We start from the raw sequence: 24,869 nt of genomic DNA, 5'->3' as shown, positions 1-24,869 counted from the left end.
GAATAAAGTTAAAAAACTCTAACCAGATGGTTAGAGTTTTAAGTCCGATTACGCTTCTTGCGCAGCTGGGTATACACTTACTTGTTTACGGTCACGGCCTAAACGCTCAAATTTAACAACTCCGTCAACTTTTGCGAATAGAGTGTCGTCACCACCACGGCCAACGTTTACTCCTGGGTAGATTTTAGTACCGCGTTGACGGTATAAAATAGATCCACCAGTAACAAATTGACCATCAGCACGTTTTGCACCAAGACGTTTCGCGATTGAATCACGACCGTTCTTTGTACTACCTACCCCTTTTTTAGAAGCGAAGAATTGAAGGTCTAATCTTACGAACATTATTGTCCACCTCCTATTAATGAATGTTTTTATGATTGAATTTTCATATATTGTCCATAATCAAGTTCAATCGTTTGTAAGGATACAAGCATTCCTTCTAAAAGAATCTGTACCTTTTCCTCTTTTGTCTCATCCTCAATAGAAGGAATTTGACAGCGGAGGAAACCATTTTTTTCTTGCTCCAATATCGGCTCTACTTTACATAAAGCATATATGGAATTAATGGTACCAAAAGCAACTGCTGAGGCACCTGCACAAACGATATCCTTACCAGGAACATCATATTCGGCATGTCCACTCATTGTGAATGAGTCGATTCTACCAGAACTATTACGGTTAATAGTTACTTTTATCATGATAGAAAGCCTTATGCGTTGATTTTTTCGATTGTAACTTTAGTGTAAGGTTGACGATGACCTTGTTTTTTACGGTAGTTCTTTTTAGCCTTGAATTTGAAAACAACAATCTTCTTAGCGCGACCTTGCTTTTCAACTTTAGCTGTAACAGTTGCACCTTCAACAGTTGGGCTGCCAACTTTCACGTTTTCGCCACCTACGAATAAAACCTTGTCAAATGTAACTGTTCCACCTTGTTCTACGTCAAGCTTTTCAACATAGATTTCTTGGCCTTCTTGAACTTTGATTTGCTTACCGCCAGTTTCAATAATTGCGTACATACTTGCACCTCCTAATAATTTGGACTAAGACTCGCCACTACACAGGCGCTCCTTAACGGAAACTTAAATACCTGGAATGCGCGGTTGTAGCAATGGGTGCTACAAACAATAACATGAAAATATTATCACAAAGACAAAGTAGAGTCAACAATTTGTTGGATTATAGATGATTTAGTCTTGTTTTAATTTCATCATCGCTACCTATTTGTCTAATTGAATAATCATGTCGAGGTGAAGCTAATTCAGTTATATATATTTTAATGGACAAGGCATCTTCTAATCTTTTCTTATGCTCATGATGGTCCCCTAGAAAAACATGTGTCACTTCTGTAGTTGCTTCAATCCAGACAGCATCATGGTCCTTCCCTTGATGCTCCCAAAGTTCTCGTTCAAGCTTAAAGACAACAGTTTCTGCAGAATCAATCTGCCCAGTACCTGAACATGTTGGACAATTCGCTTGTAAAATAGCTGAAAGATCCTGCCGTGTCTTCTTCCGAGTGATTTCTAAAATGCCGAGTGAAGTAAACCCATGAATTGTCACCCGATTTCGATCTTCCTTTGCAACGGTACGTAAAGCTTGGATTACTTTTTGACGTTCATCATTTAGCTTCATATCAATAAAATCAATCAAGATAATACCACCAATATCACGTAGCATTAACTGATAGGCTATTTCCTTTGCTGCAGTTAAATTTGTTTTAAACACCGTATCTCGTAAATTTTCTTTTCCTTGAAATTTACCTGTGTTTACGTCAATAACGGTCAATGCTTCGGTTTGTTCAATTAACAAATAGGCACCATTGTCAAGCCACACAATAGGTTTAAGACCTCGTTCAATTTCTTTTTCAATCCCATAAAACGAAAAAATATTTTCTTTTCCTTGATAAATAGAAACCTTATCTTCTCCAATTTGTTCCTTTAACTGTCGAAACGTTTGTGCATCATCAACTACAATTTCTTTAATATTTTCAACTCGGTGCTCAAGTAATATTTTATCCACAAGATTATTTGCATCAAATAATAGGCTTGGTGGCTTGAGCTTTTTTTGTTGGTCTTGTAAGGATTTGTAACGACTTCGCCCAAATTCTAGCTCCTTCAACATCTTTGTTTCATCTTGATTTTCGCAAGCTGTTCGAACAATTAACCCCTCTTGATTTTGAAGATATAATTGCCCAAACCTGCGCCACCTGTTCCTTTCTTCTTCCTCTTTCATTTTCCTGGAGACTGCTACATAGTTCCCAAACGGCAAATAGACAAGGGATGCTCCTGGAAATTCAATTAGACCAGTCAACTTAGGGCCTTTACGCTCTGCCCCCTCTTTCGTTACCTGGACAATGATTTCCTCACCTTGTCTAACAAAATGGGATATGCTTTTTTCTTTTTCACTAGGGGGTGATAGATGATAGGCTGCAAGCTGTTCTCGCCCGATATAGCCATTCCTGCCTAAGCCTATATCAACAAACGCTGCCTGCATACCCGGAAGGACATCTATCACCCGGCCCTTATAAATATTTCCTACGATTTCTTTATGTTTTGGTTGTTGGATATTTAATTCAATAACCTTATTTCCATCTATAACTGCTACACGCTTTTCACTTGTTTTTTCATTCATAATAATTGTTTTCAAACTCTTAATCCTCGCTTTGACATTACACTTTCTTTTTTACTGTAACCTATCTGGCAACGTCAATACAAGTAGAGAAGCTCACCAACTGGTTGAGTAATCTTTTTATCATTAAAATAGGCATGTAAAAGCTCATTTTCATCAAGGGGCTGCTGTTTTTCTCCATCCTTTTGTATCACAATCGGATGCTTACACCCCCGTTGAAACATGGATAGAACGGTATAAACCATCTCTGTTTCATCTACAACCAATGGCTTTAGTTTCGTAAAGGTATCTTGCTTTCCGTAGTAGCGCTCCAGCAAGAACCTCATAAACACAAAATGACGCTTCCTCCATTCCATAATAATTGAGAATATTAGGAAGGATAGGATGACCCAGAGATTTAGATTATTAGGACTATAGAATACCATTCCAATTAATATGAACACTGCAACTAAGCTTGAGACAAAAATCATCCGTTTATGCGCTTCAAAAAAGGAATGCCTATAAGAGAAAAATAAATATAGAAGCTTCCCACCATCTAGTGGCCAAATCGGAAGAAGATTAAAGAAAAAGATGACTGCATTATGGTAAAAAAAGAGATCAAAGGTTTTTTCAGATATAACAGAACCCACTGTTAACAAATACGCAACTGCCACCATCCAAATATGCTGAAGTGGTCCTGCTAAAATAACTAGGAGCTCCTCCTTCAATGGGCGATTTCCGTGCTCATCCATCTCCGCCACACCACCAAATGGAAGGAGTTGAATCCTTTTAATTCTCCATGAAAAAAAATGGGCACATGCAGCATGTCCCATTTCATGGACCAATATGATTAAGAATAGCATCATTAGCTCTCTGAAGTGCGCAGTAATGACTGCCACTCCGACGATAAACCAAAGTAATGGATGTATTTCAATTTTTCTGAGGAGTTTTAAATATTTATTCAAATTTTATCACCTGTATCGGATCAATAAATGTTTCACCTTGCTTTATTGCAAAATAATACGTCCCTTTGTTGTTTCCTGCGGGATCCTGCACCGTACCAACTTCTTGACCTGTTTCCACATAATCATATAGCTTCACATCAACAGTTCCTAAATTTCCATACCACGTTTCTGAGCTATCACTATGCTTTATCACAACTGTTTTTCCTAGTTCACCCTTAACAGAGACCTCTTTTACATAGCCTGAACTCATCGCCTCGACTACCTTACTGTCCGTTTCAACCATAATTCCCTGGCCATTTGCTTCAAAGGATTCAGTTACTTTACCTGCTGCAGGAAGAGCATATTTACCTGGAGTAGGGGCTTCGCTCTTTTCTTTATTTTGATTAATTGGGATCAATGCTAGGGGACTGCCAAAAGTATCTTTATACCATTCCGTAACGGCAGCAAATTGAAATTCAGTTTCCATTGTACTTGATACAAAATGCCGGACATTCTCAAATGTCGGGGATTGGTTTTTAAATACGATTCCTATCGATAAAACAAGAATTGCCGAGAGTAACACTTTAAAAAGAAAAACTTCCTTTCGAAACAGTGGATGCCCTCCGTCTCCCTGTCCACCTCCATCGAAAGATGTGTATGTACTGCCTCCGTATCGTTCCTCATCACTCGCTAGAAAGGGAGGAGCTGCTTTTTTTGGGGAACCTGAGGTGGAGTATCTCGCACGCTTTCGCTTTTCAATCCGCTTTCTAATTTCATTCGCCCGATTACTCATATTTTCACATCATTCCTTGTCCATATTATTTGTACAAGTTTATGACCGAAGAACTTTGCTTATGACAATATGAAGCTTTTTATCTATTAAATTTGATGATTGTTACCTTTTAAAACTGAATTGGGGACCATGCTGTAAAAGCTATCTATAAAAAAGAAGGATGTAGTTTCCCCACATCCTTCTTTCTACTACATTTTTTTATTATTTATTTCCAGGCTTATCAGGCTTCCCTGGTTTGCCAGGTTTACCTTTTCCTGGTTTGCCATCATCTTCTTGTACATTGATTATAAGCTTACCAGTTGCTATTTGTCTTGCCTCGTTACCAAACTCATCTCTTACAATTACCTCAATTTCAGCACCATTTGCAACTACACTAGAAACTGCTGTCCAGTATCCTTCATAGACACCAGGAGAGACTTCTTGTAATGGGAGTTCATTTACATTGCTAAGCCCCGCATTAGTTAACGGTATACGAATAGCATAAGATGCATTCAATCCAGGCTCACTTGTAAATTCAATTTTCACACTTTCACCTGATTTCAAATGCACATCCTCTGTAGGTTTAAGATTAGATACCGTTATTTCACCAAATTTAGCAAATACAGTAACTTGGTCACTAGTTGAATTGCCAGCTTTATCAGTCGCTACGACATCAATGTTATTTTCACCATTTTCAACTAGAACACGCTTTGTAAAGGAACCATCTTTAATAGTAGCACTTTCGCCATTTACTGTTACAGAATCAATATTCTCATCTTGAACAGTACCTGTTACAGTTATTGCCTCTTGATTTGTCTTCAAACCATTTTCTGGACTAGTAATAGCTAGTTCAGGAGATGTTTGATCTAGTACAATAACAACAGCTTCCGACTCGTCTGTAATACCTGTAGCAGTTGATGCCTTAGCAGTTAATGTATTCTCACCAACTTGTAATTCAACAGCTACAGAATACGTACCTTCTGCAGTAGTATCTGTTGTCGCTACTTCTTCACCATTATTAAATACATGAACAGTTGTCGTTGGAGCAGCCTTACCTGCAACTGTAACAGTAGATTCATTTGTAAATGAACCTGTTACTGGAGAAGTAATGGTAGGTGCTGTTACTTCATGATTAACAGTAGCACGAATCATATAGTTACCTTCGGCTTCTGGTGATAATGACCATGCTCCACCTACAAATTGCCAACTACGCCCTGAATATTGACCATCTTCATCCGTTGCAAGTCCAGGTGCATTAGGGTTCGGTTTTGTTTGGATATAAACCATATAGAAGTCTCCTTCTACAATGATACCTTCACCTGATAGGTCAACATTTGTCCATGCGCCAGTTCGGAGTGCAGTTGCATCAATTGGTCCAGCAAGCTTTTTACCAGGAGCACCATCTGTTCCAGTGGCATCCCACACTTCTACCTTGAATTCAGTTCCACCTGGATTTGGCCATGATGTATCCCAGAAACGGAACAATCCTCCTGTTACAAGAGCTTTATTTTGACCTTCAGCCAATGACATTTTCACAGCCCAGCCATTACCAGCATCATAAAATGCACGAGCATTCTCTGCAGTACCATCATCGTAGCCGATTTCACCAGGATATCCGATGAACGGCCTTAACTCTACGTTTTGCTCTAACGCTCCATCTCCTTCAAGTACTACTTCAAATGATTCACTGTAATAAGAAGGTGCCATTACTCGAACAGTATAAGTACCTTCATAAGCTGTAAGTGAATATTGACCATTTTCATCAGTCTCAACAGGAGTTATATTAGCATCTTCTACAAGTAACAAGGTTGCACCTGAAACTGGTTGACCTGTTGCTGCATTTGTAATTGTACCAGATACAGTTCCTTGAGCTTTTTCCTCTAGCACAAAATTGGCTACTGCCTCACCATCAGCCTCAACTGTGACAGTTTGTTGTGCTGAATGATACCCATAGCTTTCCGCAACTACTGTAAAGTTTCCTGTTCCATGAATTAATTCATATGCTCCAGTTGCAGGGTTAGTTGTAACAGATCTACCTGATTCAACAATACTGACCTGAGCATTTAATGGTAATGCCTGTGGGTTAACTTTATCAACATTGACTTCCTTCATGTTAATGTGAGAACCTTCAGGCTTAATTTTTGCTGGGTCCACTTTCTCCCCTTCTTTAAGATCAACTAAAGCTTCACCCTTAGTTGGCACTTCTCCTGATTGATCTGTACTTCCTACTGTAAGTGGCTCATTGGATAGACGCACATCATCAATGTACCATCCATCACGAACTACACTTCCATCTGTTGTAACGTTAAAGCCAATATAAATTCTTTGGCCTGCATACGCAGATAAATCAACCTCTGCAGACTGCCAGCCTGAAGATATATCTGTAATACGACGTAGCTGTGTCCAGTTTTCCATATCTGTTGAAACGAATACATGACCGAAATCCCAGTTACGTTCAAGATTGTACCAGTTCATGTATTGTAGATATGCAGGACCTTCAGCTGGTATATCTATTGGAGGCATTACTAGAGTCATATTAGCTCGACTAGCATATGTTCCTGATAGATTTGTAGCATAAACCTTCTCACCTGAATAAGCACTATTTGGTCCACTCGTAGGAGCACCCCATTGCCAAGAATCTTCTGCTCCATATGAGAACCAACCTACAGGATTAGATTCAAAGTCTTGGAAATATCCGACTGAAATTCCTGGTTTTACTGAAACTTCATAAACATCTGTTGTTACATCATTTTGGCCAAAATCAACAACCTGAAAGCGGTATGAAACAGAAGGCACTGAAATTTCTTCCCCTGGAATAACTGCCTCGTATGTTCCTTCTTTGTAAGTACCTGATGTTTGAGTAGCCGCTACATTCACCCATTCACCAGCTTGATTTTCATATTGAAGAACAACAGATGTGATGCTTACATTGTCTTGAACAGAAATAGAAAGTGGTAAATCCATACCTGCATATGTTTCGCTCGGTGCTGTATGCTCAAAAGTTGGAGCTGCTTCATCCACACCGTCTTTTGCAACCTGACCTTTTATTTTCCCTAGCCCTGAAGCAACAGAGGATACAGCTAGATACGCGTTAACCAATCCATAACCGTAACCAAAGTTTGGAGATTCTGTGAAAGTACCGTCAGTTAATGGAGTGGCAGTTGTGGTGATAATTTCTTCAATCTCGTCAATCGTTAATGATGCATTTGCTTGTTTTAATAAGGCTACTACAGCAGAAATATGAGGTCCTGCCATGGATGTTCCATTCCATCCACCCTCATAGCCACTTCCAGGTACTGAAGACCGAATATTTACTCCCGGAGCTGAAATATCAGGCTTCATATCTCCTGGATATGGTGAAGGGCCTTGTAACGAGAAGCTTGCTAAACGATTATTGATATCTGTAGCTCCTGTTGCAAATGATTCTGGGTAGTTTGCTGGATTTGCAATCGATCCAGGTCCACCTGGATTCGATAATGTCGTATTACCTGCAGAGAACTCTGGGAAAATTTCCGCTGCTCTCCAGTTCTGGACCATCGGACGGTACCATTCATCTAATCCTCGTCCTCCACCCCACGAGTTATTGACAACATCTGGAGCCATATCTGGATTTCCACCTGGAGCAATAATCCAATCCCCAGCTTCTAGTAGGTCAAAATCTGTTCCACCAGCAGATGTAAATGCCTTTACAGCAATCCATTTCGCACCTGGAGCAACCCCAATTTGATTCGCACCATTTGGCTCCGCTCCAACCATTGTACCTGTAACGTGAGTCCCATGTCCGATATCATCATAAGGAGTAGACCGGCCAGCCGACGTTGAATCAAACCAGCTATATTGATGATTTGGATTGCTTGGATTGGCAGGATCATAGCCACGGTACTGTTCCATTAGTGCCGGATGGTTCCACTGAACACCCGTATCAATACTAGCAACAACAGTACCTGATCCATCAATTCCCATTTCCCAAACCTGAGGAGCACCTACACGATCAATATTCCATTCAATGTTTTGTGGACTTGCTTTTGTTTCAACAGCAACTGATGTCTCCACTTTAGCAGGTGCATGCAATTGACGGGTTTCATTTGGTAACACCTTCTCAACCTCAGGGAATGATGCGATTTTTTCCATAACATCCTTCGTAGCAGTAACTCCCATTCCGTTTACAATGAAGAAGGATTTAATATCCTTTGCATTACCAGCTGCCTCTTCTTTTTCAAGGTACGCCTTTACATTTCCTTGTGTTTCTATTGCAGTTGTTCGTAGTTCCGAAACGATAGCATTTCTCTTTATGGATTTCGTTTGAGCAACAGTAGCCTTTTGTAAACTTGCCTTTTTAGTAGCTTCATTTGCTATTGCTTTTGAATCCACCTGTTCCTTGAATTTAACTAGGAATGTAACCATTTTGTCGTCAGCAAACTGGTCTTTTAAGCTTTCTGAAATTTTACTTGAGGCTACTTCATTTTTACTTCCTAGATAGGATATTGAAGGATCTTTTGATTGTGCAAATGCCTGTGACGTTACACTTGGTACAAGTAGAAGTGCACACATTAACACACTTGCAACCTTCATTAACTTACGTTTTCCGTTCCTCCTCATTAGGCTTCCTCCCTTTAATCTTTTTTGAGAATAAGTAAGTTACCCTCCTTCTTTTAAATTCCTATACTTCAATGCAGCGGGAACTCCCCCATTTTCTCTAGATAGAAATCGCGATTTTCCAGTAGAAATCGCATTATGTAGAAGTACAGGTTACATTTACTGTAGCTTTTTAAAAGAGGAAAAAGTGTCGAAAAATAAGATAATATTTTGAATATTGAGAATTTGGTATTTTTTACTTATTTTACCATAGACAAATTAGGAGTTTAGAACGAAGTAATATATATTCGCATGAAATGTATTTTTATAGGGGTTTCGCATAAAAAATGAGGTTTTACTATACCTTTACAAATGTAATACTCTTAACTCATTTGCTAGGTAGAATGACATAATTGTTACAAGTTTATTATTTATGATTAAAAAATGATTATAATTTCCTTACTTTCTTTTTAAGAATAATAGGAATAGACTTTGGTTGGTAATTTATCCCTCCTTATTTTAAATCCATAATAGGTAATGCCCCCTAGTTTACAAACATTTTTCGGAAAAATAAGGACCTAATCCTCATAATTGGTATAATGACTTTTTAAATCTTGTATTTTCTTTTTCTGGCAAATAAAAAAACCACCTTATCAACAAGGTGGTTTAACGGACACCAAAGAACTTCTTAATCTTCGAGAACATACCCTTTTGGTCGTTTTCAAGAGATTGTAATGGAATCGATTCTCCTAAAATTCTTCGTGCAATATTTCGATACGCGATTGCTGTTTTGCTGTTTGTATTTAATGCGATTGGTTCACCATTATTTGAGGCTTTGATGACTTCATCATCATCTGCAACAATTCCAATTAAATCAATCGAAAGATGTGTTACGATTTCATCGAGATCAAGCATTTCGCCTGTCTTCATCATATGATTTCGAATACGATTCACGATTAGGCGTGGTGGCTGAACTTCCTCTTTTTCTAGTAATCCAATAATACGGTCAGCATCACGAACTGCTGAAATTTCAGGTGTTGTTACAACAATTGCTTTATCTGCTCCAGCAACAGCATTTTGGAAGCCTTGTTCAATACCCGCAGGACAGTCGATAATAATATAATCAAAATCTTGTTTTAACTCTTCGACCAATTTCTTCATTTGGCTAGGCTCTACTGCAGTTTTATCACTTGTTTGGGCAGCTGGCAGTAAATATAGATGGTCATCGAATCTTTTATCCTTAACTAAAGCTTGCTTTAGCTTACAACGACCTTGAACAACGTCAACTAAATCATAGATGATGCGATTCTCTAATCCCATAACAACATCTAGATTTCGAAGGCCAATATCTGTATCTATTAAACACACACGTTTCCCTAGCACAGCCAAGGAAGTGCCTACATTAGCAGACGTAGTCGTCTTACCGACTCCACCTTTTCCTGATGTAATAACTATAGCCTCTCCCACTGCTAGATTCCCCCTTCTAACCTTGTTAAGTTAGGTCTTAAATGAGTTAACTGTTGCAATCTATCTACTACAATTGTCTCATTATCGTCCACATAAGCGCATTCCATAATATTCGTTTCTGTTTGAACAGCGTCTGGTGCTCTATTCATTATATCACCAATTCTAAGCTGTGTTGGTTTCATAACTGATGCCGCAATGATTGCATCTTTTCTGCCATAGAAACCAGCATGTGCAATTCCCCGTAACGAACCTAAAATAAAAATATTTCCGCCTGCAATAACAGTTGCCCCTGGGTTTACATCTCCGACAAGCATAAGGTCTCCATCTACTTTAAGGACTTGTCCAGAACGAATGACCTTTGCAACTGAAACAATCTCATGCTTTTTCTTCATTTCTTCAGCTTCTTGTTTTGTAATTACATTACTGTCGATTACATCCACAACTAAATGCTTTTTATTACGGATGATGGAGCGCATCTCTTCCTCTTGATCTTGCGTTAAAAAACGATTGCCTATCTTTACTTTAACAGGAACAAACGGAACATCATCATTCCGTTTCTGATTCAAGGAAAGCTTAATCTCAAGGTCAGAGATCAGTTCTTTAAATGAACAAGAATCATCGAGATGCAACGTTAGTCCGTCTTTTGTCCCTTTTATAGTAACATACTGCTGTTTTTGTCCTTTCACGACGTTCACCTCAACGATAATATACTTCAACAAAAGACTCCCTTTTTCCTGTTAATTATCAAAAAATTTTATGAGAATCTAATTACTCTTCTATATGTAGCTTTCCTAGTAATTTCTTAAATGGGTAAGCAAATACTAGTAAAAATATACTATTTAATAGGGTTGTCGGCAAAATACGGATTTGAAGGAATTGTTCAATCGAAAGAGAAGCTGAACCGATTGCCAAATTTACGGCATATACACAAAATTCCAAAGCGACTATCCCAATAAGACTTAAAAATGAGATCACAATGATATTTGTTTGTAGAATCCGACTTGCCCAGGAAATAAGATAGGCCATAAGTGTATATAAAAATAAATAAACGCCTAAAATTTCTGTATAAACGATATCATAAAGCAGACCAAAAATAGCCCCGTAAACAAGCCCCATTGGTTTATTAAAATAGACTGTGATAAAAGCAATTAAGACAAATAAAAACCGAGGAACATATACATTTTCCTTATGAAAAATATCTGCTGGCACTAGATCAACAAAGCTGCTTTCAAACAAGAAAACGAAGGACAAAATAAAGGGAAGAACGTATCGCTTCACTATTCTTCCTCCTCTTCATTTGGAACAATCATCGTTCTTTCAACAATTATTACATGATCAATTTCATAAAAATCAGCAGCAGGCTTAATATATGCCGTCTTTGTTAATCCGTAATCATCTGGAACAACATCCATAACCTCACCAATATACAGTTCACTTGGGAAAATTCCACCCAATCCAGATGTAAGTACCTTTTGATCCTTTTCTATTTTTGAATCCGGAGTATTAATTTTAAAAAGAAGAGCTTCTTTTTCTTCATCATACCCTTCGATTAAGCCCATAATCTTTGTATCCCCTTGAATATAAGCAGAGATACGATTGATACGATTGGGGGAACTCAATAACTGAATAGTAGATGTAAAAGGATTTGCATGCTTTACTTTTCCGATTAAACCTTTTGAGGTGATAACAGCCATGTCAACTTTCACACCATGGTTTGTACCTCGATTAACCGTAATAATTTCATGCCACTGATCAGGATTACGTCCGATTACTGTAGCCTGTATTTTATTAAATTGATCAAGTGATTCCGTTTTTTCCAGAACGTCACGTAATTTCCCATTTTCTTTTTCTAATTCCTGTACTTTTGATTCTAATTGACCATAGGAATCAAGTTTTTCCTTTAAAAGTTTATTCTCTTCAAATGTATGTTGAATATGATTGACATTATCAAAAAATCCAGCAATTGCTTGAGAAGGTTGATGAAATATACTTTGAACCCATCCAACCGAATCCTTAAGAAACTGTTCCGGCCATGATAATTTGTCACGTTCTTTTAAGGAAAATCCAATCAATGCCACTAGAACGATGATACATACAAGTAAAATAATTAATCGCTTATTGAGAAAAAATTGTGGCATGTGTTACACCCTCTAACGTAAACTTTAAATTTCAACACATATAGTGGGGAAAATAATTCCCCCACTATAATCCATTTCATTAACGTAAATCCTTTGATTTCCCTTTAAATAAATGAATATGGTCAAGGGCCTTACCTGTACCAATTGCTACACAATCAAGTGGATTTTCAGCGATAAGGACTGGCATACTTGTCTCTTCACTGATAACCTTATCCAAATTGCGTAATAGGGCTCCCCCACCCGCTAAAACAATACCACGATCCATAATATCTGCTGCTAGCTCAGGTGGTGTCTTTTCAAGTGTATTCTTAACAGCATCGACAATCGCATACACAGTGTCATGAAGGGCATTAGAGATTTCTTCTGCCGTAATTTCGATTGTTTTTGGTAATCCTGTTAATAAATCTCTTCCGCGAATTTCCATATTTTCTACACCCTCAGGAGCTCCAGCTGATCCAATCTCTACCTTGATCGCTTCCGCTGTGCGATCCCCAATCATAAGGTTGTAGGTTTTACGAATATATTGAATAATTGCATCATCCATTTCATCCCCAGCAATGCGAATTGACTGGCTTGTAACAATTCCACCTAAAGAGATAATAGCAACTTCTGTTGTTCCTCCACCGATATCAACAATCATACTACCAGTTGGTTCCCAAACCGGCAGATTTGCTCCAATGGCAGCTGCAAATGGTTCTTCGATTGGGTATGCATCTCTTGCACCAGCTTGCCTAGTAGCATCAATTACCGCACGTTGTTCTACTGCTGTAATACCCGATGGTACACAAACCATAATATATGGCTTTCTTGAGAAAAAGCTTTTCGTTTTAACTGCTGAATTAATGTAATATTTCATCATTGTCGCAGTTGTTTCATAGTCTGCAATGACACCATCCTTCATCGGACGAAGTGCAACAACATTGCCTGGTGTACGCCCAATCATGTTTTTAGCGTCATTTCCTACTGCAACAATCTGCTTTGTGTCTGTTTGCATCGCAACGACAGAAGGCTCTCTTACTGCAATGCCTTTTCCTTTGATGAAAACAAGTGTATTTGCCGTACCTAAATCTATACCAAGGTCTCTTGTACCTATACCAAACATAATATGTATCTTCCTTTCTGATACGCGAGTAAATGGGTTAACATGCGAAAACTCATAACCAATATTATATCGTACTAAATAAAAAATTAATAGAGGATGTTCAAAAAGTCACACATATCCTTTTTCTTTTAGACTGACATATTTGTGTTCACCAATGATTAGATGGTCCAATAGCTCTATGCCAATTATCCTACCACATTCAACAAGCCGCTTTGTGACTTCAATATCTTCCCGACTTGGCGCCGGGTCTCCGGATGGATGATTATGAATGCAAATGATGGATGCTGCCGACCTTCGAAAGGCCTCCTTATACACCTCTCGCGGATGGACGATCGAGGCATTCAGACTTCCGATAAAAATCGTTTGGCGATGAATCACCTGATTTTTCGTATTCAGGTAAAGACAAACAAAATGTTCCTGCGTTAAAAAACGCATATCCTCCATCACATATTTAGCGCCATCCTCTGGGGACCTGATGACATACCGATCCTCATATTGAAGTTTGCCAATTCTTCGGCCAAGTTCAATCGCCGCCATAATTTGTACAGCTTTTGCTTTTCCGATTCCTTTAATGGCGGTTATTTCTTCAACAGAAGCGTCTTTTAATAATCGTAAGCCCTCAAAATGATGCAGTAAGCGGTTTGACAGCTGAATGACCGATTCTTCCTTTGAACCTGTACGTAAAAGAATCGCCAAAAGCTCATGGTTTGAAAGGCTGTCGGCACCATCGGAAACCAACCGTTCCCGAGGCCTTTCCTCTTGAGGATAATCACGAATCATGAATGCTGATGATTTCAAATAGGTTCCTCCTATCCATGTACTGGATACTTGGACCCCACTCATTATTAAAGTCATTGACTACTATGTAAATTAGCCCGTTTTGTTTGATTTAATCGCATTCTTACTACATAAATTGAAACTAATTAGTCGTGAAATCCTAGCTCTCTTAGTTCACGAATGGTTCGTGATACAGGCAATCCCACTACAGAAAAATAGTCGCCTTTAATTTGTTTAACGAGTGCAGATCCAAGTCCTTGAATTCCATATGAACCTGCTTTATCCCTTGGTTCGCCTGAAGCAACATATGCTTTAATTTCCTCATCTGTTAGATTCCAGAACGTCACTTCTGTTCTTTCAAAGAACAATTTTTCTGTGTCCTTAAAAAGAATCGCAACACCTGTTACGACTTCATGTGTTTGATTTGATAAAGTTTTTAATACTTGTATGGATTCCTGTTCGCTTTTAGGTTTTCCTAAAAATTGGTTTTGAAACACAACAGCTGTATCTGCTGCAAGAATATAGGAATCTGGGAATTCTTTTGCAATCGCCTTTGCTTTTTTAAAGGCTATTGTCATGACTTTTTCTTCAGGAGTAAGACTTTCGTCAACGGATTCATCAATATTACTGACGGAAACATCGAAGGAAAGTTTCACTTTTCTAAGAAGTTCTTTTCGTCGTGGAGAACCTGAGGCTAAAACGAGGTGTTGCATGCTGATTTCACCCTTTTTCATTTTTTTCAGAATGGAAGATACCTGTTTATCGTAACAAACAAAACTTCACACTACAATTATGTAAAATGCAATTTTACAGATGCTTTATTGTTTGAGAAAATTTGTCTCATTATGTAGAAGCTATGAAAATCAAACGCTAAAAAAGGAAAGGAGTAGATATCCCCTTTCCATTTTCCTCGCAAAATTGAATTTTGTCTAGTTTAATTCAGAAATAAAAACGGTATAAGCTTGGAATGCATTTAATAATGATTGCTGTGATTGCCATAATGATTTTTGGTCGTTGCCATTTTTATATTCTTGTAGCTGTGTAAAAGCTGACTGTATGTTTGTATGGAATTCTTTAAGTTGTGCATGAAGGTTTTCTGTCTTGATATCTTTAACTGTTGCAATTTGTTTCGACAGATTTTCCCATTGTCCATTATCGATTGCTCCACTTCCAAAAGCTTGGGAAGAAAGTGCTAATAATTCTTTAAATGCTGGTAGAACTACTTTGATTGCTTCCGCATCTTCTTTACTGGCATTTGTATTGGAGCCACCAGGTACTTCAAATGTTTTTGTGAAAAATTCAGGGAAGGCTTCTTCGTATTTCGTCTTAATCCCACTTACTGAGCCTTGTTCAGCTGCAATGCCGGCAATTACGAAAAATGCTCCATCCATTTCAACAGAGGTCGCCGCAAAACCCTTTCCTTTTATTTCACTGACAGTTGTATTTGCAGATTCAGCAGATGAAAATTTTCCTCCCTGAACTACACCTGTTGATAGAGTTTCTAAATCGACTGCTACCTGGCCACTCACAGGCGTATCCTCCTCTTTCCCAGTAGGAGGTGGCTTATTATCCGTAACCTGAGCTGGCGCTTCGTTATCTGCAGGTCCAGCATTTACATCTTCCACTATTTTTAAAATCATGATGCCAAACCCAATTCCAAGGACAATTGCTAAAACGATAGAAGCGGCGAATTGCTTAACAGAAAATAACGGAAACCCTTTTTTCTTTTTCGGAATATATTCCAATTTACTAGGACCTCTTGTATGTCGTAAATCTTCAATTGGGATCACCGGAATTTCTTTTTCTTTTGACGAAGAATTTTTCAAGCTTTCATCTGGTAGGACCCAACTAAAATCATCTTCTTCCTCCTGCGCCGCGGCAACCTCTTCATTCTCTACAATAATAAGAGGTTTTTCCGTTTCGACAAAATCATTTGTTTCTTGCCCTTCTTTTTTAACCTTTGACTCCTTACCATTAATTTTAATAGAAATCCGATTGTGCTTGTCCATTATTTCACCACCTAATTAAGGAAACGCTCTATTTTTTGTCAATCCTATCATACCTAGAAAAAAAAAGAACAAGACATTTGTCGTCTTGTTACTAGAGGTTTTCGTCAATTTCTTACAAGTATAAACATTTGGTGTTTTTTGGGACATCTAAATAAAGTAAAAAACCCACTAATTTGTGGGTCTTACTCTTCTATATTCATTGATAATTCAACAAACACACTTGGACCTTGGTCTTGAGCTTTAATAATATCATCAACAGATAAATGAGTTCCTGCTGGAATTAATATATTTCCTTCATTGTCCAGAATGTCTTTTTTGACAATTTTACCATAAAGAAGATCAACTTGTTTTAAGCGCAATGCCTTTGACTCAGATTCTTCGTGTTTATCAATTGATTCATTAATTTCATCAAATGGACTTTGTGATTCTGTTGATGCAGGTAGTAATTCTTCAATATCTACATTATATTGATTTTCAGTAGATTCCATTTGTGGATTTTCTAATAGCTCTACCGTATCAAGGAATTTAGAAGAAGCATCTTCTTCAACAATGATAATGTCTCTTCCATATGTAAGAACAGATTTTGAAGCTAAAACAACTTCATTGCCCTGAACATTTAATAATGTTCCTAATAGGTTTCCGGTTTCATCATCAACAAAATATTCAAGGATTTCTCCTAATAGCTGACCTTTTCGAGTCATTACTTTTGTATTTGTAATTTTAATTTTTTTATTTACTAGTGAATTCGCAATTGGAATTTCATTCAGATCAATAACAGAGCTTTCACTTTCAATGGTAACAGCGTACTCACCGATTCCTACCACTCTTTTGAAGGGAATTGCTTTTACACTTACTTGCCAGTCTTCATGTTCAATTGTAAGGAAATCGACTGAGCCTTTTTCAGGGTTAATAACTAAAGATTTTACTTTACCTACTTCTATTCCATCTATAATACTTATGATTGGTAACCCAACTATTTCAACACTTTTTTTCATAAATCATTCACCACACCTATTTATTTTTAAACAACGGCTTTTTCCATTCATTTTAGCATGCTTTTCGCTATTTTTCGTCATATTTTGCAATATTCTTCTAATAAAAAGTTAATTTCCTGTAAAATAACAGGATATTTCTCAAATCTATTCTTATTTTCAGAAATTAATGTGGACAGATCATCGTATTGTTTCGTTTCTATATAATGNNAAACTGACAAACGTATAATAATCATGATCGTTTAATTCTGGATGAAGGTGATTCACAATCAATTTTTCGTATTGAGTATTTGATAATTTACTTCGAGAAAGTTGTATTTGAGAAATCATTGTTGAAAAAAGCTGCTGGCTTAGTTCGTTATGATTGTCCTGTTGTTGATGTAAATCATCCTCATTGACATCTTCCACTTCAGAACTTGAATAATCGTTTTCTGTTTCATTGGTTTGTTCAGAATCTGATGCTTCTAGTTCAATATCCTCTATCTCTTCTAACTCTTCTAATTCATTGATTTCTTCAATAGGATGTTCATTTTCAATAGAAATTGATATATTGACATCATCGTTAGATGAATCAACAACAATCTCTTCTTGTTCTTGATCAATTGTTTCAATTATTGGAATTTCTTCTACTTCAAATTCATCATTTGGTTGTTCGTCACTGTTCACTTGTAAACTATCAAATTGAATTTCTTCAAGTGTTGAAGGTGCAGTATTTAAATCCTCTTCTTCATTTTCAGTTAATTCAATTGGTTGTATTTCTGTTGGTTCCTCGGATGCTTCAACAATTTCATCAGTACCATGGACTTCTTCACTGTTTTCATCGTTTAATTCCATTTCGATTTCTTTAAGCAAGTCATCAAAAACAGTGTCGGGATTCTCTTCATTTGGATGAATCTCATTTGTATTTTTAAATTCTTCATTTGCTACATACACATTTTCCAATACAAAATTGTCTTCGTTTTGATTATCCAAAGCTTCAATTTCCTCAACTAACTCCTCTTCAACCTCTTGTGTTGGTGGAGAGTCTATTTCTTGCTCAGGAACTATATTCTTGTCTTGTTCAGGCTTTATTTGATTATGGATTTCTTCTTCAACCTCATCTTCAATTTCAAACTTTATCACTTTATCTTCTACACCTGCACTATTTTCGGTATAAAGAAATAGTTGTGTGCCAAATCTTTTACTTATTAAATATGAAAACCCTGTAGCTAGCAGTATTAACACTAACCCCATTTGCCATACGCTCATCACCGTTCTCGCAGCGATTCCAATGATAAAAACAATAAATGCACAAAAAAGGATAAGTAATTTTCCCTTCCTAGTAAAACCGAGTGGTAAAAAATAAATAATAGGTAAAACAAGTAAAAGAGATATAAATGCAATTACAAGAGATTCCAAGCTGTTCTCACCTCTTTCTATTGAATTACTGATTGTTCTCTTCTTTTTTTTCCAAGCCTGGAGCTAGTGGATTCTTCTTATTGCTAGGAGGTGGAACGGTTAGTTTTGGTACCTCATCAGCAAGTTCCGCATACTTAGGCATATAAAATGTTGAAATGGTTACATCATAAACGAGATGTTCAGCTATTTGGTCTACTGACACAAGCTCAGGAGTACCTGTAAAACTCAATGAATTAACCCTCGTTATTCTTGTTTGATGTTCGAGAGCTGATAAGAACTTTTCCAATTCTTCATAATTGGGTGATTGAACATGTAAGGAAACGGTTATTTGGTTGAGGCCATCTATTAATTCTGGATCCACAATTTCCTCTGCCACAGTCTGTTCATCGATTCCAGTTTCGTTCGGTTCTGGATTATTTTCCTGCGCATTATCTGGATTCGTTGCCTCTTGTTTTTCAGGTTGAATTTCATTAATTAACGTAAATTCATTCTCACTATAAGACATGTCGATAACTCGACTTTCTGATAGGGTTTCTGCACGTTCCACATCCAATACAATTTGCTCCACTAAAGGAATTACCGGTATTCGCTTTTGAATTTCTGTAGAGCTAATAACAGGTGCTTCGCTCGGACGTTTATCAGAAATGAGTTCTAAAAGTTTTTGTTCTGTTTGGACACTATTTTCCAATTGAGATATTTTCAGTTTTACTGGTTTTACAAGAAGTAAATATGTCAAATAAAAAACACCGAATAAAAAGACCATCGCTAGTATTAAATAAATGATTTGTTTACGTGAAAAATGGAGAGTCATACCTATTTCCCCTCCTGTAATGACTTGATGGCACTCTTATCAAAAATTATTTCATATTGAGCAAAATACCTCGGTAAAATGTTATTGTTTTGGTCTGATTCTATTTTATTATCGGTTGTATCCTCAGTTTCTTTAGTGTTATTGTTTGTCTCGCTAGTAGTAACCGCACCTTCAACTGTACCCTCGGCAATTGGAGTAGTCGAAACGGTTAACAATCGGGCTGATTCGATAATTGGTGAATCCGTAAGTAACGCTAAATAATGTGCATTCTCAGTGTTCGTGTCAAACTGTACTTCTAATGAAACGATTCCATCCTCTGTATAAGAAAAACTTTGAACAAAGCCCCGTTCGGGTAGTAATGCTGTTAAATGATTTAGTATCGGTACAGTTTCTACAAAATAAGCGTCCGCCCATTCAACTGTTCTTTCTAACTTAACCACATTATTTGAATGATTTGCTGAGGTCGATTTTTGTTCTTCTGCCTCTCGAGTTTCTTGTAGTGTGGCAATTTGATGTGTTAGCTGTTCTTCTAGTATGGTTGCTTTTTTATACTGAATAAAAATTAGTAAGAAGCCAATTAAAGCAACACTGATCATAATAATGAGGAGTAATAATTTAGCTCGATTTTTAAATTCTTTTCTTGGCAGTAAATTAATATCTACAAGCATATTTACACCTCTTTAAGAGCTAATCCTAATGGCAGATAATAATGACTAGGCAGTTTATCGAAATTATCAATTTTATGTACCGGAATTTCATATCTTTCAATTAATATTGAACTGATATCCGGAAGATTTGGATGATCCCCACTAACAAGAATCTTTGAAATTCGCTCTTTTCCCTGTGTCATATTAAAGCTATAAAAATTCATCACATGCTCAATTTCTTTAATCATTTCATCCATCAGAACCTCTAATTTACTCTGATGGCTATTCCATTTTATAACGGCTAGAGTATTAGAAGAATTTGGTTGTATAGCCCAATCATCCAACGATGTTTCCAATGTAAGATGTCTCATAAACAAAGGAATATCCTGATGAAAAATGCTCAAGTTGGCGGATTGCAAGTCAAATTGAAGCAATAAGGAATGCTCTTCTCCATTTGTTTTTTGACAAAAATGAAAGAGTCGATACATACAAAGTGGTGAGATATCGGCTGCAATTGGTTTTAATGAGACATCTTCCAATAAAGAGGAGTATTCAAATGCAATATCCTCAGGAGCTGCAAATATAAGAACCTCTTTTTTCTTTTCATCTTCTGATAGTACTTTGAAATCAAGAACAGGCTCACTAAAAGGGAGATGTATGGTTGCGCCGAGCTCTAAATAAATATATCCTATAATCTCATCATCCTTAACATCATTTGGAATTGAAATCTTTCGAATCACAACAAATGGATCGGGTATGATGAACTGAACTTGCGCATTTTTTATGCCCCAATCTGTTACACATTCTTCTAAAATTAAGTGTAGTGTGTCTCTTTCAATGATTTTGCCGTCTTGAATAATACCAGGGGGCAAGTATTTTTCACGAAACTTTTGAACGGTAATCGGGTTGGAGCGTTTCACACCCACATATCGTATCGCATGATCTTTTATAACAATGTTTGCAATTTTATTTGATGGAAATAGTGTAAAAGCCATTATGTATCCCCTTATTATGAAAATCCAATTAATTTAATATACAAAGTGATAAGGTCTTGGCCCCAAAAATAAGCGATGAGAGTGCCCATGACGATGGAAGGACCAAAGGGCACTGGTTTTCCTTTTCTTACTTTGCCAATTGCAATCCCGATTAATCCAAGAATTGTTCCAATAAGGGTGGCTAGGAAAAACGAAAGAAGAACTAGCTTCCAGCCCAATGCAATTCCTAAAACAGCGTATAGCTTGATATCTCCTCCACCCATACCACCTTTGCTAACGATTGCAATCAGATAAAGAAGAAGAAACCCAACGATACTCCCAGTTAGCATGTCCCACCATGGATCGAGTGGAATGAAAATACGTTCAATGAGAAGTAGTGGGGCAAAGAATAATAAAACCTTATCTGGGATAATCATGTATCTAATATCTGAAACGAAAATAATAACTAATAAAGATATCAAAGTCCAAGCGATGATCAATTCTTTTGACCATCCCACCAGCATTGGTGAAATCGTGAAAAGAATTGCAGTAACAAGTTCGATTGAAGCATAAATAGGTGATATGCGTGTTTTACAATTTCTGCACTTTCCACCTTGAAATATGTATGAAAAAACAGGGATTAATTCAATTGCGGTAAGCTGATGCTTACAAGTCGGACATGATGAACGTGGCCGAACGATTGAATCGCCCGCTGGGATACGTAGGCCGGCTACGTTGAAGAAGGAGCCAAGTACAGATCCTAAAATAAATAAGTATAGATAAATTAGAAAAAACACCATTTCTTTAACCTCGATTTTTAAAAGAGATAACCAAACCGGTTATCTCTTATTTAAAGTTTTTTATTTAAAAACTATTTTAAATAATTCTCAAGTGCGGTTTCTGAAACAGGGTCTGTTCCACTTATGACAGCTGTAGCTTCATGACCAGTTATGGTATATGTTTTACCATCATAGTTCACCGTGAAAGACGTATCATTAACACTATCCAAGTAATCCTTTAAGTAAATTGTCCCATCTACTATTGGGTCTGCATCATAAGTCCAAGTTGTTTGACTATTTTTTGTAGCATGAGCTAATTTTGCAGCATCAATAATTTGAACCGCTTCTGCAACCTTTGCCTTTTCTTTAGTATTATTAATTAAGTTACCAATACTAGGAACCGCTATCGCTGCAATAATCCCTAAAATAACAATTACCGCTAATAACTCAATTAGGGTTAATCCCTTTTGATTCTTTATATATTTTTTCAGCATAATTTCCTCTCCTTTAGGAACTAGTCCATTTATACTACTTATTATAATAGCAAATGCTGTTGAAAACACTAGGATTTTGTTTAAAACGACAAAGTTTTAAACTTTTCTTTACAAAAATGTGGTTTTTTTTTACTTTTTATTGAATTTGGTTAAAAATATCGAACATTGGCACTAGAATTGCTGTGACTATAGTCCCAACTATGCTGCTCAAGAAAACAATCATTAGTGGTTCAATCAAAGATTTTAACTGATCTGTAGCATTATCTACTTCGTCTTCATAAAAATGAGCAACCTTACCCAGCATTTCATCTAATGAACCAGTGCTTTCTCCAATGGCAATCATATGGGTTATCAGTGGAGGGAACGCCCAATGCTTTTTCATCGGCTCAGTCATTGACTTCCCTTGTTCAAGAGCTTGTCTTGATTGTTTAACCACCTTCGCAATTACTTCATTTTCAACAATCGTTTCGACTACTGTTAAGGCCTGTAGGATAGGTACTGAACTATTCAACATAGAGCTTAATGTTCTAGTCATTCGAGCTAGAACTGCCTTCTGTATTAAGCTTCCAAAAATCGGCATTTTTAATGTGGCATAATCTAGATAATATCTTGTTTCTTGTTTTTGCCTAAGAAACAAGAAAAACAAATTAAGAAAAAGGCCGATAAGGATGATAAGCCACCAAAATCTTTGCATAAACACACTTGCATTTAAAACAAATTTTGTAATACCGGGTAGCTCCGCCCCAAAATCTGCAAACATGTCCACAAAGGTCGGTACAACCGATACTAATAAAAAGATAACAACAGCTAACGCAACAATTCCAACAACTGCTGGATACGTCATCGCTGACTTTACTTTCTGTCTTGTTTTATTGTGTTTTTCATAATAAACTGCAAGATTTTCTAATGTTTCGTCAAGATTACCGCCAACTTCTCCTACGCGAACCATATTCGTAAATAGGGTAGAAAAAATTCGTTTATGCTTGGCTGTTGCAGCGGATAAGGGAATCCCCTCCCTTAAGTCCAGTTCAACTTCTTGTAGAGCTTTCTGAAGAGGTTTACTACTTGTTTGGTTTGCCAAAATATTCATCGAATCAACAATTGTTACGCCTGCTTTAATAAGCGTTGAAAACTGTCTTAAAAAAATGACAAAATCTCTTAGTTTAACTGGATTACCAATCGCTATATCTTTCGTCAAAAAGTTTTCAGGTACTTCGTTTATCGTAATAACTCGAATTCCTTTATCACGGAGAGATACAACAGCATCCTTCTTAGAGGTTCCTGTAATTGTACCGGATTTCTTACCAACTTTATCTCTACCTTCATATTTAAATCTAGGCATTTGTCGTTAACTCCTGTAAAAATGGTTGAGCAATATCCTTTGAAATCACTCCGGCACGAACGAAATCTAAAAGATTAGATTCCAATGTATGCATTCCTTCCGCACGACTCGTTTGCATTACATTTTTTATCTGATGCGTTTTTTCATTTCGAATTAAGTTTGCGACAGCTGAATTATTGAGTAAAATCTCGGTGGCAGCCTTTCGACCTTTTTTATCAATCGTTGGAAATAATCTCTGTGAAATCACACTTACTAATACACTAGCTAGCTGAATCCTGATTTGTGGCTGCTGTGAAAATGGGAACATATCAATAATCCGGTCAATAGTAGAAGGAGCATTTACTGTATGTAAGGTTCCTAGTACAAGATGACCAGTTTCTGCTGCTGTTATTGCTGTTTGCGTCGTTTCTAAATCCCGCATCTCGCCGACAAGGATGACATCGGGATCTTGACGCAACGCCGCTCTTAAGCCATTTGCAAAATTATGAGTATCACTCCCAACCTCTCGCTGCTCAATTATACTCATCCCATGCTTATGGAGGTATTCTATCGGATCCTCTAATGTTACAACATGTTTGCTCATTGTTTGATTAATGTATTGAATCATGGCTGCAAGGGTTGTCGATTTCCCGCTACCGGTTGGTCCTGTAACAAGTACCAAACCCTGTGGCTTTTTACTAATTCGTTTCAGCACCTCTGGGAGTTCAAGGTCTTCGATTGTCGGGATTGAAGTAGGTATCACACGAAATGCGATTGCCGGACATCCCCGCTGCATATAGATATTGACACGAAACCGTGACACACCTGATATACCATAGGAAAAGTCGAGTTCTCCTTTTTCTTTAAAACGGTCCCACATTTCCCCAGGTATAATTCCTTTAGCCATTTCCTCAATTACAGGTTGTTTTAATATTTCTTTTCCGTATCTTCTTAAATCTCCATTAATCCGAAAAATCGGAGGAACACCAGCAGTAATATGAATATCAGAGGCTTTATGTTCATGCGCTGAATGTAATATTTGATTCATTTTATCCTTCATTTA

General features: G+C 37.2%; 23 protein-coding genes and 1 other annotated feature. All 23 genes read right to left on the bottom strand.

The features are described 5' to 3' along the window. Nucleotides 1-48: 48 nt before the first annotated feature. The 23 genes from rpmA to V7112_RS04640 all read right to left on the bottom strand — a co-directional run bounded on the left by rpmA (nucleotide 49) and on the right by V7112_RS04640 (nucleotide 24,866). Nucleotides 49-342: a 50S ribosomal protein L27 gene (gene rpmA, locus V7112_RS04750; protein WP_010678277.1), complete on the bottom strand. Its 294-nt coding sequence runs from the start codon at nucleotides 340-342 to the stop codon at nucleotides 49-51. A 29-nt stretch (nucleotides 343-371) separates the two neighbouring features. Then, nucleotides 372-698: a ribosomal-processing cysteine protease Prp gene (locus tag V7112_RS04745; RefSeq protein ID WP_335416185.1), complete on the bottom strand. Its 327-nt coding sequence runs from the start codon at nucleotides 696-698 to the stop codon at nucleotides 372-374. Nucleotides 699-709: 11 nt separating this feature from the next. Beyond that, nucleotides 710-1,018, bottom strand: a complete 309-nt coding sequence (gene rplU, locus V7112_RS04740) for a 50S ribosomal protein L21 (protein WP_335416182.1) — start codon at nucleotides 1,016-1,018, stop codon at nucleotides 710-712. A gap of 17 nt (nucleotides 1,019-1,035) precedes the next feature. Beyond that, nucleotides 1,036-1,114, bottom strand: a sequence feature (ribosomal protein L21 leader region). Nucleotides 1,115-1,178: 64 nt separating this feature from the next. Continuing rightward, on the bottom strand, nucleotides 1,179-2,645 hold the full coding sequence (locus V7112_RS04735; protein WP_335416179.1) for an Rne/Rng family ribonuclease: 1,467 nt from the start codon (nucleotides 2,643-2,645) through the stop codon (nucleotides 1,179-1,181). Between the two features lie 59 nt (nucleotides 2,646-2,704). Continuing rightward, nucleotides 2,705-3,571: a M50 family metallopeptidase gene (locus tag V7112_RS04730; protein ID WP_335416176.1), complete on the bottom strand. Its 867-nt coding sequence runs from the start codon at nucleotides 3,569-3,571 to the stop codon at nucleotides 2,705-2,707. Then, nucleotides 3,564-4,343: a M23 family metallopeptidase gene (locus V7112_RS04725; RefSeq protein ID WP_335416173.1), complete on the bottom strand. Its 780-nt coding sequence runs from the start codon at nucleotides 4,341-4,343 to the stop codon at nucleotides 3,564-3,566. Before V7112_RS04725 ends, V7112_RS04730 begins: the two co-directional genes overlap by 8 nt. Before the next feature lie 201 nt (nucleotides 4,344-4,544). Then, nucleotides 4,545-8,921 (bottom strand): S8 family serine peptidase, encoded by a 4,377-nt coding sequence (locus tag V7112_RS04720; RefSeq protein WP_335416170.1) that lies wholly within the window; start codon nucleotides 8,919-8,921, stop codon nucleotides 4,545-4,547. A 642-nt stretch (nucleotides 8,922-9,563) separates the two neighbouring features. After that, nucleotides 9,564-10,364: a septum site-determining protein MinD gene (minD, locus tag V7112_RS04715; protein ID WP_335416167.1), complete on the bottom strand. Its 801-nt coding sequence runs from the start codon at nucleotides 10,362-10,364 to the stop codon at nucleotides 9,564-9,566. Nucleotides 10,365-10,366: 2 nt separating this feature from the next. Further along, the gene (minC, locus tag V7112_RS04710; RefSeq protein ID WP_335416392.1) at nucleotides 10,367-11,059 is read right to left on the bottom strand and encodes a septum site-determining protein MinC; all 693 of its coding nucleotides are present in this window, start codon (nucleotides 11,057-11,059) and stop codon (nucleotides 10,367-10,369) included. Nucleotides 11,060-11,132: 73 nt separating this feature from the next. Then, the gene (mreD, locus tag V7112_RS04705) at nucleotides 11,133-11,642 is read right to left on the bottom strand and encodes a rod shape-determining protein MreD (RefSeq protein WP_335416163.1); all 510 of its coding nucleotides are present in this window, start codon (nucleotides 11,640-11,642) and stop codon (nucleotides 11,133-11,135) included. Then, entirely contained in the window at nucleotides 11,642-12,502 is an 861-nt protein-coding gene (gene mreC / locus V7112_RS04700) for a rod shape-determining protein MreC (protein ID WP_335416162.1), read from the bottom strand. Before mreC ends, mreD begins: the two co-directional genes overlap by 1 nt. A 79-nt stretch (nucleotides 12,503-12,581) precedes the next feature. Next, nucleotides 12,582-13,604, bottom strand: coding sequence for a rod shape-determining protein (locus V7112_RS04695; RefSeq protein ID WP_335416158.1), 1,023 nt, complete (start codon nucleotides 13,602-13,604; stop codon nucleotides 12,582-12,584). 108 nt (nucleotides 13,605-13,712) lie between these two features. After that, nucleotides 13,713-14,384, bottom strand: a complete 672-nt coding sequence (radC, locus tag V7112_RS04690) for a RadC family protein (RefSeq protein ID WP_438823859.1) — start codon at nucleotides 14,382-14,384, stop codon at nucleotides 13,713-13,715. Between the two features lie 143 nt (nucleotides 14,385-14,527). Beyond that, nucleotides 14,528-15,094 (bottom strand): Maf family protein, encoded by a 567-nt coding sequence (locus tag V7112_RS04685; RefSeq protein WP_335416152.1) that lies wholly within the window; start codon nucleotides 15,092-15,094, stop codon nucleotides 14,528-14,530. A 216-nt stretch (nucleotides 15,095-15,310) separates the two neighbouring features. Further along, nucleotides 15,311-16,390: a hypothetical protein gene (locus tag V7112_RS04680; RefSeq protein WP_335416149.1), complete on the bottom strand. Its 1,080-nt coding sequence runs from the start codon at nucleotides 16,388-16,390 to the stop codon at nucleotides 15,311-15,313. A 182-nt stretch (nucleotides 16,391-16,572) separates the two neighbouring features. Continuing rightward, nucleotides 16,573-17,385 (bottom strand): PRC-barrel domain-containing protein, encoded by an 813-nt coding sequence (locus V7112_RS04675; protein ID WP_335416146.1) that lies wholly within the window; start codon nucleotides 17,383-17,385, stop codon nucleotides 16,573-16,575. Between the two features lie 1,420 nt (nucleotides 17,386-18,805). Beyond that, a complete protein-coding gene (locus V7112_RS04670; RefSeq protein ID WP_335416143.1) occupies nucleotides 18,806-19,591 on the bottom strand; it encodes a hypothetical protein in 786 nt (261 codons plus the stop codon). Nucleotides 19,592-19,593: 2 nt separating this feature from the next. Continuing rightward, complete coding sequence (locus V7112_RS04665) at nucleotides 19,594-20,259, bottom strand: PilN domain-containing protein (RefSeq protein WP_335416141.1); 666 nt, start codon at nucleotides 20,257-20,259, stop codon at nucleotides 19,594-19,596. A 2-nt stretch (nucleotides 20,260-20,261) separates the two neighbouring features. After that, a complete protein-coding gene (gene pilM / locus V7112_RS04660) occupies nucleotides 20,262-21,233 on the bottom strand; it encodes a type IV pilus biogenesis protein PilM (RefSeq protein WP_335416136.1) in 972 nt (323 codons plus the stop codon). 14 nt (nucleotides 21,234-21,247) lie between these two features. Then, entirely contained in the window at nucleotides 21,248-22,012 is a 765-nt protein-coding gene (locus tag V7112_RS04655; RefSeq protein WP_335416133.1) for a prepilin peptidase, read from the bottom strand. A gap of 71 nt (nucleotides 22,013-22,083) precedes the next feature. Next, on the bottom strand, nucleotides 22,084-22,485 hold the full coding sequence (locus tag V7112_RS04650; RefSeq protein WP_335416130.1) for a type IV pilin protein: 402 nt from the start codon (nucleotides 22,483-22,485) through the stop codon (nucleotides 22,084-22,086). Between the two features lie 136 nt (nucleotides 22,486-22,621). After that, complete coding sequence (locus tag V7112_RS04645) at nucleotides 22,622-23,827, bottom strand: type II secretion system F family protein (protein WP_335416127.1); 1,206 nt, start codon at nucleotides 23,825-23,827, stop codon at nucleotides 22,622-22,624. Next, entirely contained in the window at nucleotides 23,820-24,866 is a 1,047-nt protein-coding gene (locus V7112_RS04640; protein ID WP_335416124.1) for a type IV pilus twitching motility protein PilT, read from the bottom strand. The genes V7112_RS04645 and V7112_RS04640 overlap by 8 nt, the downstream gene beginning before the upstream one ends. Nucleotides 24,867-24,869: the final 3 nt, after the last annotated feature.

The organism is Bacillus sp. JJ1566, assembly GCF_036962685.1.
Classification (GTDB): domain Bacteria; phylum Bacillota; class Bacilli; order Bacillales; family Bacillaceae_L; genus Ferdinandcohnia.
The sequence above is the reverse complement of the archived record's forward strand: the minus strand, read 5'-3'. Positions and strand labels throughout refer to the sequence as shown.